Origin of the sequence: Nocardia sp. NPDC049707 (assembly GCF_040674855.1) — a bacterium.
GTDB lineage: Bacteria > Actinomycetota > Actinomycetes > Mycobacteriales > Mycobacteriaceae > Nocardia.
This window is the reverse complement of record NZ_JBFANN010000002.1, coordinates 378,330-391,035: the sequence shown is the minus strand read 5'-3', so window position 1 is coordinate 391,035 and position 12,706 is coordinate 378,330. Positions and strand designations below refer to the sequence as shown.

Genomic DNA, 12,706 nt, shown 5'->3' with positions numbered 1-12,706 from the left:
CAGACTGCCCTCAGCTACAGCGATCATGCTGCGACACAATCGCTTCGGAGTCATTTCACCTCCGGTATGGAAGTCGGCGCCTCGTGGCGCACGCATTGTTGCTGGAATGGGAAGCACTGCGTCGTGGGTGCCTGGGGTGCGGCCGGCAGTTCCGGCAGCACAGCCTGCTCGCTGCTCGATTCCGGGCGGGTCTCGACCACAGTGGGTTTCGCGCGCATACCCTCGGAGACAAGTAACCAGATCGTGGCGACTATCACCGCGATCACCACCGCCGTCGCGAGCAGTTGCGGCAGGCCCGCGATGAGCTTCGACCCCTTGGCGATCACGGTGGCAACACAGGTCCGCACCACGGACGCCAGCCGGGGAGTCGAAGCCCGATGCGGAGGCGGTGCGGCGGGCGCGCTGCCCGACCGCAACGATCGCACCGGTCGCGGCTCGGTCTCCGTCGGAGGTTCCCACTCAACCGCCGACGAATGCGGCGGCTCTGGCTCCGATACCGACTGGGCCCCAACCATCGACGAAGGCTGGACCGGTGCTGTCGACAATGATTGCGCATCAATGTCTGACAGCGACCCCGACCCGGTCGCGGTCCGAGACCGCGGCCCTTCCTCCGATCGAGGTTCCGGCCCAACCGGCGTCGAAGGCTGGAGCTTCGCCTTCGACAGGTGTGGTGCCGCCGTTGCCACAAACTTCGGTGGGGTCGGCAGCCAGTTCCGCAGGCGTGGCTCTCGGTGCGGACGACCTCGACGGTCGAGGTCACGGCGGGACGGAGGTACATCCGACAACCCATCGGACTCGATCCACGACGACCACCGGTCCGTGAATGCCGCCGACAACTGCGGAGCCGACGGCTCCCGCATCGCATCCGGATGGTCCACCGGCTCTGGCGGAGCGGATAGCTGGGCGTGCGGCTCCACATCGGTACCGACCTCGAGCGGCGATAGTGCCACGTTTTCCGACGGCTCCGCGTCGATATCGGGCGGGAGCCACGGCGGATATGGAGTCCCGGAAGGTGACATCTCCGACGATATGCGAGCGTCGTCGGGAAGTTCGACGGCACCGACCGCGGCCGACGCATGAGCTTGCACCAGCACTTTCGACGCGGGCCCCTCGGGTCGTCCGGATTGCGACGGAAATCCCTCGGCCACAAGCTCTTCGACCGTGACCGCATGCGATAGGCCGAGCTCACCGAGCAGTTCGTATGCCTGTTCCGCGGTCCAGATCAGCTTTCGGTTCGCCGTTCGAAGGAACCAGGCTCGCAACTGCGCCGACGAGTCGACAACGACGGCACCGCTGGGCATCCGCGATTCGGTATCCAGTGTGATGGTCGCGTCTCGGGGCGGCACGACCACGATGACCCGGTCGATGAGGGCGTCCGGGTGCTGCCTGCGCACCATCTTGCTCAGCAGATACGCGTCGTTCGTCACCTGGCCGAAGGGATCACTGTCGTGGCTGGGAACCGTCTCCCCATCGAATCCGGAAAGCTGCCAGCGCCCGTCGGCCCGCACCGAGTGCACCCCGCCGGTCATCTCGGCAGCGATCTCCAACACTTCGATCACGACCACAGCGCGCGGAGTAATGACCATCACGTCCAGCTGCCGTGGCGAGCCACCGGAGATGTCGTCCGATATCGGATATCCCGAAACCGCAAGGCCCACAATGACGTATTGGCCGTTCCAAGTCCGCAACCACTCGACCACGGACTCTCCGGATGGTTGCGTCGCCCGTTCGTTGACAACCAGCATCGAGGTCACCTCCCTCTCGCCTGCACAGCCGACCCCCCAACGGTATTCACCGCGGACGTCGTGTGAGAATGCGAAAGGCACTCAAAGAGCAGGGTTTTGGCGGCAAAAGGGGTCACTACGTCAGTGCGGCGGCAGACGGGAGTATCGGGGATCGCTGAAGACGGCGCCCAGCTCTGGTGATACAAAGACTTCGACAATTCGGATCGGAACGGTCAGGATTTCGATCCGAGCCATTTCGGAACTGGGGAGCGCAATACATGTCACTATCGTCCAAGGCTGCCATGGGTCTGGCGGCCGCGTCCGCGGGTGCGTTCGTCGCCGCCGGGGCCGGCGCCGCGCAGGCGGACGAGGGCCTCTACGGCTCGCTGGCGATTTCGGTCTCGTCGCGTGGCGACGCGACGCTCGGATGGGCTTACAACCACTCGAACTGGGCGGATTCGGACCGCGCCGCGGTGCAACAGTGCGGTCTGTCCAGCTGCCATGTCGTCGTGCAGTTCGCCAATTCCTGTGCGGCCGTGGCACGTAATGGCGATGATCACCTGGGCTGGGCCTGGGCGCCGACACGGGCCGAGGCCGAGCAGGCGGCGATCGCCAATGCCGGGCCGACCGCACCGCCGCCACTGCTGAACTTCGGCAGCTCGGCGCCGCGCGAACCGCGCATCGTCGACTCGCAGTGCACGGCCAACGCGAGCTGACGGAAAACCGAGTGCGCTCTCGACGCGATCGGCGTCGAGAGCGCGGCCTCGCCGAGGGATCAGCGGCGCAGCACCTTTCGGGCTCGATGAAGTTCTCGTGCAACAGGTTTCGCAGCACCTCGATATTGCCCTTACCGAACTCGGCGAGGCCGTGCAGTACGAGATCCTTATTGGCATAGTCCGGGCAATCCGTCGGGCCGCGACGCGTTCATCGAGTTCACCGCGAACGCACCGGTGGCCGCCGCCCGACTGGAGATCAAACGGGTCATCACCGATGCCGAATACGCCGTCGTGCACTACCATATGATCGCGCCCGACGATGCCCGCGGCGTGGCGGTGGTGGATATCTGGCGGCTGGTCGACGGTGTGATCACCGAGCACTGGGATGTCGTACAACCGGTGCCCGCCGCCGACCAGCTCCCGCACGGCATGGTCTGATCCGGGCACCTAGCGGGCGCACCGCTGCGCACCGGCCAGTCGGCCGCGGCGGATCAGCGCCCGCTTGGTGCCCGGCGGTACCGCGGGCAGAGCCTCGTCCTCGGCATCCAATTCGAACCCGACCATCCGATCGGAGTCGACGGCGAGCCAGCACCCGTTATCCGGACTGTCCGATTGGTAGTGCTGTCGAAGTACCTGGTAGCAGGTAGTCGGTTAGGCGCCCCTGCGGGCGGTTGCCTTCTTCGCGGTCTTCTTGGCGGGCTTGGCGGCGGTCTTCTTGGCCGCTGCCTTCTTCGCCGGTGCCGCCTTGGCTTTGGGCTCGGCGGCTTTCTTGCCGGAACTCTCCGCGGCCCGCCGCCCACTGGCCTCCAGACTTCGTTGCAGTGCGGCCACCAGGTCGACGACCTCGGCATCCATCGCGGCGGGCGCCTCCTCGGGCTGAGCGACGATCTTCCCGGTGCCGCTGGCGATGGCCTCGTCGAGCACCTTTATCAGCTCGATCTGGTACTCGTCGGTGTATTGGTCCGGATCGAAATCGTCGGACATGGTCTCGACCAGCGTCTCGGCCATCTTGATCTCCTGCGGCTTCGGCTCGGCGACACCGTCCAGGGATTCGAAGTCGACGGAACGGACCTCATCGGGCCACAACAGTGTCTGCAGCACAAGCACACCGTCGCGCACCCGCAGCGCCGAGAGTCTGGTTTTCTGCCGGAGTGTGAAATGTACGAGCGCGGTCCGATCGATGCGCTCCAGCGTGGTCGCCAACAGCACGTAGGCCTTGGGGGTATTCGAGTCGGGTTCGAGATAGTAGCTTTTCTCGAACAGGATCGGGTCGATCTGGTCGTTGGGGACGAACTGCAGCACCGGAATCTCGTGCTTCTCGGCGGCGGGCAGCTTCGAGAAGTCCTCGTCGGTCAGGATGACCTTGTCCCCCTCGGGGGATTCGTAGGCCTTATCGATATCGGCGTATTGCACGGACTTGCCGCAGACCGTGCAGACGCGGTCGTACTTGATCCGGCCACCGTCCTTGGCATGCACCTGGTGGAACCGAATGTCGTGATCCTCGGTGGCGGTGTACACCTTGACAGGGACGTTTACCAGCCCGAACGCAATCGAGCCCTTCCAGATAGCTCGTGCCATCACTCCATCATGGACGAACCGTTTCGGATAGGCGAGCGAATCGGAATCCCGAGTGTCGCGGTCGCGACGCGCCGACGCAGCCGTGCCGGCAGGGCAGCGAAGAGGGTGCGCATGGCGGCGGCAGTACCGCCGAGATCGGTGCGACCCGACAGATAGGCCCGTTGCAGTCGCGGCGGCAGGGTGAAGAAGGCATCGAAGAAGATGGGAAGGTCGGCAGGCGGCAGCGCGAGCAACGCACGCAGTCCCGCCGACCGCAACGCATGTACCGCTCGCGCCCGGGCGGGCCACGCCGACGAACCGAGGGCGACGGTGTCGGCGGCGGCGAGCGAAGCGGTGACGCTGTAACCCGTTGCGGGATGGGTGAACGCGCCCGCCGCGCCGAACCGTCGCGGTCCCGGTCGTCCGCCCTGCACCGGGAACCGTACGCGTTCGACCGGTTCACTTCCCGTGAGTTCGATTCCGCGCGACCGCAATCGGTGGTGCAGGCGGTCACGTAGCACCGTGGTCTCCAGAGCGGGACGTCCGGCCAGGCAGGTCTCCTCCAGCAGCATCGTCTCCGCGCTCAGCGGCACCGCGTACAGAAACGACCGTGGTGCATCGGGTTCCGTGCCGTTGTCTGTGCGCCAGTCCATGAACAGGGGTGCGATATCGGCGCCGCGTCGCACGACCACGCCGTACGCGGTTTGCTCGGCGAGCATGGGGGAGCGGGCAATTCCTCGTGCGTCGATAACACGCTCGGCGCTGAATTCTGTTCCCGAGGCCAAAGTCACTGTATTGTATCGAATTTCGATAACGTGGTCGGCAACTATTTGCGCGCCATCGAGATTCAGCGAATCCCGCAATGCCGCGGAATCGAAGACGACGTAGGTGCGGTCGAGGCGATGCGGCGTCGTACCCCAGGCCATCGGATGCGCCACGGTGGTGGCGATGACCGAGGGGGCCAGCCAGTGCGGCAACTCGTCGTACCACCCCGCGTACGTCGCCGACCAGCGCCGATCCGGCACCGGATCGATTGCGGTGACCGACATTCCGTGTGCGAGACAGCGGTGCGCGAGTGCGCGACCGGCGGGTCCGAGTCCGCAGACGATGAGATCCGCGGTCATCGCATTTCCCGTGTGGATCGTGGATGTCGTTGTGGCACAGCAAGTTCGGTGGTGTGCAGGGCGGACCCCTTCGTTATCGGCGTGGTTCGTCGGTTGTGCGGAGCTTACTGTCGGGCCTTCGGGTCGGCGTTGCCCTGTGATAGTTCACGGATATCGACGGTGACACTATTCATAATGCGATCATTTCAGATCTCGCTTTTCCAGCGACGATATGACTTGCCAGTAGCGCCGTGTTGTCATCGGCTGGTCACAAATGTCCGTGCGTCGTATGTTCGCAGTTGTGGGACGGAATGCCCAGAGTCGAGCGATCCGGATCCGAATGCCGATATCAGTGGTGATTTCGGAACTCCCTATTCCCCGATCCAATGGAACAGAATTCCCGTATGCCTGCCCGCGGCCACTATCTGTTCGCGGTGATCTCCGCGCAGTTCCGAGTCGCTACCCGTGCCCAGGTGGCGCCGCCTATCACCGCAACCCGGCCGCCGATGCCCGCAACAAGATCGACGAGACCTGCCCCGACGGCACCGTGCGCCGCTGGCCTCGCTTCGGCGATCCGCCCTGGCCGGATGACTCGGCGGTGGTTCTGCGGCCGCTCGGCGCAGCGGGTCCCCACCGCGGCCGGTGACGTGTTCACCGTCCAACGCAGTTCTGGGAGGTGAATGTCGAGGGCATTCGGCGGCTATGCAGGCGGCGCGGGAGGCCGGCGTCGGCCGGTTCGTCTTCGTCAGTAGCCCTGCCGTGGCGACCTCCTGCCCCGTTGCGGTACATCGGGATCCGGCGATCTTCCCGAATCCGGATGAATTCGACCCGGATCGCTGGCTGCCTGCGGCAATGGAGTCCCGACCGAAGGGCGCGTAGCTGCCGTTCGGTATGGGCACTCGGCAGTATCCGGGAAATGTGTTCTCGCCCACCGGGGTTGCCGTGCAAGTTGCTACGATCGGCGGGCGCGCTGGCGCCTGCGCCCGATGCCCGGTATCGAGGTGCACGATACGGTGATCGGCGCCCTGGTGCACCCGAAGTATCTGCCGATGCGGGTGGTGGCCAGGCAGGTGCAAGCCGGGCAGGTCGCGGATTCGTCGGACAGCGATCGCGGCGCGGTTAACGAGTGATGAGGGTGTGGCGGTGTTCGAACTGACCAAGCAGCGAAGCAAATGGATTCTCGGCATCTTTGTCGGCCTGGCGCTGCTCATGGGGATGCTCAGCTCGACGTTGTTCGACAAGGTGCAGGGCGGCGGCTACAGCGATCCCGGCGGCGAAGCCAGCCGGGCCACCGAGATTTTGCGCGATACCTTCGGTCAGGCGCCGCCGAACTTCGTGCTGCTGGTGCACAGCGACACCTCGGTCGACGATCTCGAATCAGCAACGGCCGCAGTGAAATTGGCGTTGAAGCTGAAGAATGAGCCGGGTGTCGCTGGTGTCATGTCGTACTGGATGGACAAGTCGCCCGCTCTGCGCAGTGCCGACGGCAAGTCGGGGCTGATCGTCGCGAGCATTCTCGGCGAGGAGGGTGAGGTCGACAAAAAGGTCGGCGGCCTGGCGGATCGCTATGGCGGCACGCACGGGCCGGTGCAGGTGCGCGTCGGCGGTTACGCGATGTTGTTGCACGAGACGGTGCAGCAGAGCGAGAAGGACGTTGCTCTCGGCGAATCCATCGCCTTCCCGATCACCCTGATCGCCCTGCTGTTCGTCTTCGGCGGTTTGGTGGCGGCCAGCCTGCCGCTGGTCGTCGCGGCGTTGACCGTGATGATCACCATGGGCGCGCTGTGGCTGATCACCCTGGTTACCGATCTCGCCGCGACCGCGACCAATGTCGCGACCCTGCTCGGCCTCGGCCTCGCGATCGACTACAGCCTGCTGATCATCAGCCGCTACCGCGACGAACTGGCTGCGGGCGCCGTGACCAGCCGGGCCGTCGCCACGACCATGCGTTCGGCCGGTCGCACCGTGGCCTTCTCGGCGATCACCGTCGCGGTGGCGCTGTCGGGTCTGCTGTTTTTCCCGCTGCTCGCAGTGCGTTCCATGGGGTACGCCGGTCTGGTGGTCGCAGCTATCGCCGCGACGGTATCGCTGACGGTGCTGCCCGCGATTTTGCTGCTGCTCGGCAGCCGCATCGATCGCGGCCAACTCGGCTGGTTCTTCCGTCCGCAACGTCCCGTGCCCGGTGAGGGGTTCTGGCATCGACTCGCGGTATTCGTCATGCGCAAGCCGATGCCCATCGGTCTGGCGGTCACGGCCTTCCTGCTGCTGCTCGGGACGCCGTTCCTCGGTGTGAAACTCGGCCTCCCGGACGAACGGGCACTGCCGGAGTCCATGAACAACCGGCAGATCACCGAGACCATCCAGCGTGAGTTCGCCGCGACCCACACCAACGGCCTGTTCGTCGTACTGCCCGACGGCAAATCCGGATTGGACGCCTACGCCAGGAAACTCTCCGAAGTCGACAATGTCCGTCGCGTCGACACCGCCACCGGCAGCTACGCCCACGGCGGGCAGCTCGCCCCGGCCATGGCACAGCATGCACGCTTCGAAACCAAGGATGCCGCATACCTTTCGGTGACCCCGGATACCAGCGATCCGGCGCTGCTGGAACAGGTGGCCAAGGAGTTGCGCGCGGTGCCCGCACCCTCGCAGCGGTTGGTCGGCGGTATCGCGGCCGCGAGCGCTGATTCCCTCGATGCGGTGACCTCTGCGCTGCCGGTGGCACTGGCCTACGTCGTGATCATCATGCTGGTCGTGCTGTTCCTGCTGACCGGCAGCGTGGTACTGCCGCTGGTCGCGATCGTGCTGAGCGCCCTGAGCCTCACCGCGACCTTCGGCGCGCTGGTCTGGATCTTCCAGGATGGGCACCTGTCCGGCCTGCTCGATTTCACCGTGACCGGGGATCTGCCGCCGACCGTGCCGGTCATGCTCTTCGGTGTCGCGTTCGGTCTGGCCATGGACTATCAGGTATTCCTACTGTCCCGGATCCTCGAAGAGTACGAGGGCACCGGTAAGAACGAATCTGCCGTCGCCCATGGCCTGGAGAAGATCGGCCGGATCGTCACCGCCGCCGCGGTCCTGATCTCCTTGGTGTTCTTGGGATTCCTGGCCTCGGACATCACCTTCATGAAGTCCTTCGGCATCGGCCTGCCGCTGGCGGTGCTGGTCGATGCGACCCTGATCCGCGGCTTCCTGCTGCCCGCGGTGATGAAACTGCTCGGCGACTGGAACTGGTGGGCACCCGGCCCACTCGAAAAGCTGCACGAGCGTTTCGGGTTCGACGAAGGACCGTCCGCGCCGTCGCGACGCGATCCGAACAATCTGCGCCAGCCCGCCAGGGTGTAGAAAGGCCGATGGCCGTGCGGTATTCGCCGCACGGCCATCAGTTCGGTTGGGGTGTTTCAGATTCCGCCGGTCGACAGCAGTCCGCCGTCGACCCGGACCGTCTCACCGGTGATCCATTTGGCCTCATCCGAGACGAGGAATCCGATCAGCTGCGCCACATCCTCCGGTGCGCCGAGTCGCTTCATCGGGTACACGCTCGCGGCCCGCTCCTCACCCGCCGAGTACAGCGCGTCGGCGAACTTCGTCTTGATCACCCCCGGTGCCACCGCGTTCACCCGGATATTCGGGCCCAGTTGCCAGGCCAGTTCGTCGGTGAGCCGGATCAGCGCGGCCTTGGACGCGCCGTACGCCGCGATCACGCCGGTCGAGCGCAGCCCGGCGACACTGGCCACATTCACCACCGCACCGCCGTGCTCGCGCATCCACGCCTTGTAGGCCTCCTGCACATAGCCGAGTGCGGCGACGACATTGATGTCGAAGATCTTGCGTACCGCCTCCAGATCGGCATCCATGAGCGAGCCGTAGACCGGATTGATACCGGTGTTGTTGACCAGGATGTCCAGCGAGCCGAATTCCGAGACCACCCGACCCACCGCGGCCGCCCGGCTGTCCGGATCACCCGAATTGCCCGCCAGCGCGCTGACTTCGCCCCGATGGCCGAGCGCCCGCAGCTCGGCGGCGGCCTCCTCGAGTGGTTCCGGTTTGCGGGCGGTGATCAGCACATTGGCGCCCCGGCGCAGCAGCTCCGCCGCAACGGCCTTGCCGATGCCCCGGCTGGCTCCGGAAACCAGTGCGCTCTTGCCCAACAGATCGGTCGTCATGTGATGGCACGCTACCGCTGTTGGAATTCGCCGAGCGGACCCGGTCGGGTTTGCGCGATGTCGCCCCGGGGCGGCTGTTCCCAGAGGCGGGGACCCGATGTTAGAGCATGGCGCCTAGCTGCGATTAAGCTGCCGTCGAGGTATCGACGGAAGGTGAGGCTATGGCTGCCGACACATCGCCGCTGTCGGCTGTCGACATATCGCTGCCGTCGCGCCCGGACGCACCTATCCTGAACGCCTTCATCAGCCACATAGAGGCGGTGCTGGCGAAGTTGGTGAAGCCGGTGGGCGATGGTTCGGCGAAGTCGATTACGGTCGACGGGCTGAAGGGCCTTGGGGAGTCGCAGCTGAAGGATGGCGATCTCGTCACGAAATACCATGCCAAACAGAGCGACGACACCAAATATAAAGACGATCTGAACTCGCTGGACAAAAGTATCGCCGAGATCGCGGAGAAATCGGCCGACGTATCCAACACCGTGACCAAAGAGGTCGAGAAACTGGTGGGCGACGTCAAGGACATTATTTCCGGTGTGCCGAATCTGACCGATGTGCCGCTGCCGCGCAGCATCGAGTTGCAGATCACCGCCATCGACAAGATCGATGAGAAGGTCGGGAAAGCGGCGAAGGTGGTCTCGGACGCGTACGACGCATTGGATGAACACGCCGGAAAGATCACCGACCCGGAGTCGTCCGAGAGCGGAAGCGCCCCGAATTCGATCGGTAGCGGCAACAGCTTTCCTACTTATGCCGGCAGCGGTGGAAACCGCCGCGCCAATACCGGACCAACGGGTCTCGGCAATTTCGCGAATGCCCAACCCATCAGCGGGGGTAGGAAAGCGACGGCCAGCGAGATCTACCAGTACCTCCTCCGCAAGGGCTTCACACCAGAACAAGCAGCGGGCATCTTGGGCAACATGCAGGTCGAATCCGGTTTCGATACCGGTGCCTACAACCCCGCCGAAGGAGCCATCGGCCTCTGCCAATGGGAAGGTGGCCGACGAACGAATCTCGAGGCATTTGCCGCGAACGACCCCCAACGCCGCTCCGTCACCGACTGGACTCTTCAAGTCGATTTCATGATGCACGAGCTGGAGGGCAGCGAGCGGGGTGCGTACTCTCGTCTGAGATCGGCGACCTCGGCTGGTGACGCGGCGGCGGCGTTCGATCAGTACTACGAACGAAGCTCCGGTGAGGCCCGCGGTCAGCGCGTCGCGAATGCCAACAGCATCAGGTCGAGCCTGGCCGGCGTAGCTGCCTAGCGTCGATCGCGGAGTTAGCGCGGTCACACCTGGATCGTGGGGTGTCGGAAGCACCTCCGAAGCCAGGTAAAATCGGTGGTTCTTGTGCGCCTTCGCGTCGCACAATCGAGCAGCAACCGATCAGCACCACGTACCCGTAGGAGAAGCCTGTGATCACCGCGACGGACCTGGAGGTCCGGGCCGGCGTCCGCACCCTGCTGTCGGCCCCGGGGCCCGCACTGCGGGTGCAGGCCGGCGACCGGATCGGACTGGTCGGACGCAATGGCGCGGGCAAGACCACCACGCTGCGCATTCTGGCGGGGGAGGGCGAGCCCTACGCCGGCAAGATTTTGCGTTCCACCGAGATCGGCTATCTCCCGCAGGATCCCCGCGAGGGCGATCTGGACGTGCTCGCCCGCGATCGGGTGCTCTCCGCCCGCGGCCTGGACACCCTGCTGCGCGATATGGAGAAGCAGCAGGCGCTGATGGCCGAGGTGGCCGATGATGCCGAACGCGAGAAGGCGGTGCGCAAATACGGTCGGCTGGAGGAGCGTTTCTCGGCGCTCGGCGGCTATGTGGCCGAGAGCGAAGCGGCGCGCATCTGCAATAGCCTCGGCCTGCCCGATCGGGTACTCGGCCAGGCGCTGCGCACGCTGTCCGGTGGTCAGCGCCGCCGAATCGAGTTGGCGCGCATCCTGTTCGCCGCCTCCGACGGCAGCGGCGGACGCTCGGACACCATCCTGCTGCTCGACGAACCGACCAACCACCTCGACGCCGACTCCATTACCTGGTTGCGCGGCTTCCTGCAGAACCACGACGGCGGTCTGATCGTGATCAGCCACGATGTCGAACTGCTCGGCGATGTGGTGAACAAGGTCTGGTTCCTGGACGCGGTACGCGGTGAGGCCGACGTCTACAACATGGGCTGGCAGAAATACCTGGACGCGCGGGCCACCGATGAACAGCGTCGCCGCCGCGAACGCGCCAATGCCGAGAAGAAGGCCAGCGCGCTGCGCGCCCAAGCCGCCAAACTCGGCGCCAAGGCCACGAAAGCCACTGCGGCACAGAACATGGCCAAGCGCGCGGACCGCTTGATGGCCGAACTCGACGAGGTGCGGGTGGCCGACAAGGTCGCGCGGATCAAATTCCCCGAACCCGCCGCCTGCGGTAAGACGCCGCTGATGGCTGAGAACCTGACCAAGGTCTACGGCTCGCTGGAAATCTTCACCGGTGTCGATCTGGCCATCGACCGCGGCAGCCGCGTGGTCGTACTCGGCCTCAACGGCGCGGGCAAGACCACCCTGCTGCGTCTGCTCGCCGGGGTGGAGACGCCGACGGCGGGCGGTCTCGTGCCCGGTCACGGGCTCAAGATCGGCTATTTCGCCCAGGAGCACGACACTCTCGACGATCAGGCCACGGTGTGGGAGAACATCCGCCACGCCGCACCCGATGCGGGAGAGCAGGAGCTGCGCGGTCTGCTCGGTGCGTTCATGTTCTCCGGACCGCAGCTGGAGCAGCCCGCGGGCACGCTCTCCGGCGGCGAGAAGACCCGCCTCGCCCTGGCCGGGCTGGTCTCCTCGGCGGCCAATGTGCTGCTGCTGGACGAACCGACCAATAACCTGGACCCGATCTCGCGCGAACAGGTCCTCGACGCGCTGCGCACCTATGCGGGCGCGGTCGTCCTGGTCACCCACGACCCGGGCGCGGCCGAGGCGCTGTCCCCGGAACGGGTGATCCTGCTGCCGGACGGCCAGGAAGACCACTGGTCGGCGGAATATTTGGAACTGATTCAGCTGGCCTGATCCGGGCCAGCCGGCCGGAGTTTCGTTGCGCGCGATGGGGTTTCACCTTCCGGGATCGGATCATTGGTGATATTTATCACAAACACCCGTTGATCACAGCTTCCCGAGTGTCTAGCCTGGAAAGACGCGGCTCGGCGACTCGGAGGAAGCCATGAGCGACAGGCCCACACAAGTCAAGGCCACACTGGGTAAGGGCACACGCGTCACGGGGAAATCACGAGACCGTTTGCAAACCCAGCTGAAGAAGCAGTACGAGGCGGGTGCCAGCATCCGATCGCTGGCCCGGTCCACCGGCCGCTCCTACGGCTTCATCCACAACGTGCTGGTGGAGTCGCATGTGCAGCTCCGCAGCCGCGGCGGTGCGAACCGCCGCAAGAGCCAGTAGCGTTCACCCAAA

Annotated in this window: 12 protein-coding genes; 8 read left to right on the top strand and 4 right to left on the bottom strand. The window is 65.3% G+C overall.

Annotated features, from left to right (window positions below; all coding sequences use genetic code 11):
* Positions 1-50 precede the first annotated feature (50 nt).
* Positions 51-1,745: an NERD domain-containing protein gene (locus AB0J29_RS04215; protein WP_364778903.1), complete on the bottom strand. Its 1,695-nt coding sequence runs from the start codon at positions 1,743-1,745 to the stop codon at positions 51-53.
* A 257-nt stretch (positions 1,746-2,002) separates the two neighbouring features.
* Between AB0J29_RS04215 and AB0J29_RS04210 the strand changes: the two genes are divergently transcribed.
* Positions 2,003-2,440 (top strand): DUF4189 domain-containing protein, encoded by a 438-nt coding sequence (locus AB0J29_RS04210; RefSeq protein WP_364778900.1) that lies wholly within the window; start codon positions 2,003-2,005, stop codon positions 2,438-2,440.
* A 210-nt stretch (positions 2,441-2,650) separates the two neighbouring features.
* Positions 2,651-2,878 carry a nuclear transport factor 2 family protein gene (locus AB0J29_RS04205; protein WP_364778975.1) on the top strand — a complete coding sequence of 76 codons (228 nt, stop codon included), beginning with the start codon at positions 2,651-2,653 and terminating at the stop codon, positions 2,876-2,878.
* A 213-nt stretch (positions 2,879-3,091) separates the two neighbouring features.
* Here AB0J29_RS04205 and AB0J29_RS04200 read toward each other — a convergent pair whose 3' ends face one another.
* Together AB0J29_RS04200 and AB0J29_RS04195 are read right to left on the bottom strand one after the other, a co-directional pair.
* Positions 3,092-4,018, bottom strand: coding sequence for a Ku protein (locus AB0J29_RS04200; protein ID WP_364778897.1), 927 nt, complete (start codon positions 4,016-4,018; stop codon positions 3,092-3,094).
* Positions 4,018-5,121 carry a lycopene cyclase family protein gene (locus tag AB0J29_RS04195; protein WP_364778894.1) on the bottom strand — a complete coding sequence of 368 codons (1,104 nt, stop codon included), beginning with the start codon at positions 5,119-5,121 and terminating at the stop codon, positions 4,018-4,020. The genes AB0J29_RS04200 and AB0J29_RS04195 overlap by 1 nt, the downstream gene beginning before the upstream one ends.
* Positions 5,122-5,802: 681 nt before the next feature.
* Between AB0J29_RS04195 and AB0J29_RS04190 the strand changes: the two genes are divergently transcribed.
* The 3 genes from AB0J29_RS04190 (at position 5,803) to AB0J29_RS04180 (ending at position 8,445) form a co-directional block, all read left to right on the top strand.
* Positions 5,803-5,979, top strand: a complete 177-nt coding sequence (locus tag AB0J29_RS04190; RefSeq protein ID WP_364778891.1) for a cytochrome P450 — start codon at positions 5,803-5,805, stop codon at positions 5,977-5,979.
* Between the two features lie 107 nt (positions 5,980-6,086).
* Complete coding sequence (locus tag AB0J29_RS04185) at positions 6,087-6,230, top strand: hypothetical protein (RefSeq protein ID WP_364778888.1); 144 nt, start codon at positions 6,087-6,089, stop codon at positions 6,228-6,230.
* Positions 6,231-6,243: 13 nt separating this feature from the next.
* A complete protein-coding gene (locus AB0J29_RS04180) occupies positions 6,244-8,445 on the top strand; it encodes an MMPL family transporter (RefSeq protein ID WP_364778885.1) in 2,202 nt (733 codons plus the stop codon).
* A 56-nt stretch (positions 8,446-8,501) separates the two neighbouring features.
* Here the strand turns inward: AB0J29_RS04180 and AB0J29_RS04175 are convergent, their stop codons facing one another.
* On the bottom strand, positions 8,502-9,266 hold the full coding sequence (locus AB0J29_RS04175) for an SDR family oxidoreductase (protein ID WP_364778882.1): 765 nt from the start codon (positions 9,264-9,266) through the stop codon (positions 8,502-8,504).
* A gap of 161 nt (positions 9,267-9,427) precedes the next feature.
* On the opposite strand from AB0J29_RS04175, the gene AB0J29_RS04170 reads away from it, so the two are divergent.
* From AB0J29_RS04170 to AB0J29_RS04160, 3 genes are all read left to right on the top strand, one after another.
* Positions 9,428-10,528, top strand: coding sequence for a phage tail tip lysozyme (locus AB0J29_RS04170; RefSeq protein WP_364778879.1), 1,101 nt, complete (start codon positions 9,428-9,430; stop codon positions 10,526-10,528).
* A 149-nt stretch (positions 10,529-10,677) separates the two neighbouring features.
* The gene (locus AB0J29_RS04165) at positions 10,678-12,309 is read left to right on the top strand and encodes an ABC-F family ATP-binding cassette domain-containing protein (protein WP_364500784.1); all 1,632 of its coding nucleotides are present in this window, start codon (positions 10,678-10,680) and stop codon (positions 12,307-12,309) included.
* Positions 12,310-12,460: 151 nt separating this feature from the next.
* Complete coding sequence (locus AB0J29_RS04160; RefSeq protein ID WP_063043281.1) at positions 12,461-12,694, top strand: helix-turn-helix domain-containing protein; 234 nt, start codon at positions 12,461-12,463, stop codon at positions 12,692-12,694.
* Positions 12,695-12,706 lie beyond the last annotated feature (12 nt).

What these genes read in the sequence shown, in the direction of transcription:
- AB0J29_RS04215 (WP_364778903.1), bottom strand. Translation starts at nt 1,745, where the DNA reads ATGCTGGTTGTCAACGAACGGGCGACGCAACCATCCGGAGAGTCCGTG.
- AB0J29_RS04210 (WP_364778900.1), top strand. Translation starts at nt 2,003, where the DNA reads ATGTCACTATCGTCCAAGGCTGCCATGGGTCTGGCGGCCGCGTCCGCG.
- AB0J29_RS04200 (WP_364778897.1), bottom strand. Translation starts at nt 4,018, where the DNA reads ATGGCACGAGCTATCTGGAAGGGCTCGATTGCGTTCGGGCTGGTAAAC.
- AB0J29_RS04195 (WP_364778894.1), bottom strand. Translation starts at nt 5,121, where the DNA reads ATGACCGCGGATCTCATCGTCTGCGGACTCGGACCCGCCGGTCGCGCA.
- AB0J29_RS04190 (WP_364778891.1), top strand. Translation starts at nt 5,803, where the DNA reads ATGCAGGCGGCGCGGGAGGCCGGCGTCGGCCGGTTCGTCTTCGTCAGT.
- AB0J29_RS04185 (WP_364778888.1), top strand. Translation starts at nt 6,087, where the DNA reads ATGCCCGGTATCGAGGTGCACGATACGGTGATCGGCGCCCTGGTGCAC.
- AB0J29_RS04175 (WP_364778882.1), bottom strand. Translation starts at nt 9,266, where the DNA reads ATGACGACCGATCTGTTGGGCAAGAGCGCACTGGTTTCCGGAGCCAGC.
- AB0J29_RS04170 (WP_364778879.1), top strand. Translation starts at nt 9,428, where the DNA reads ATGGCTGCCGACACATCGCCGCTGTCGGCTGTCGACATATCGCTGCCG.
- AB0J29_RS04160 (WP_063043281.1), top strand. Translation starts at nt 12,461, where the DNA reads ATGAGCGACAGGCCCACACAAGTCAAGGCCACACTGGGTAAGGGCACA.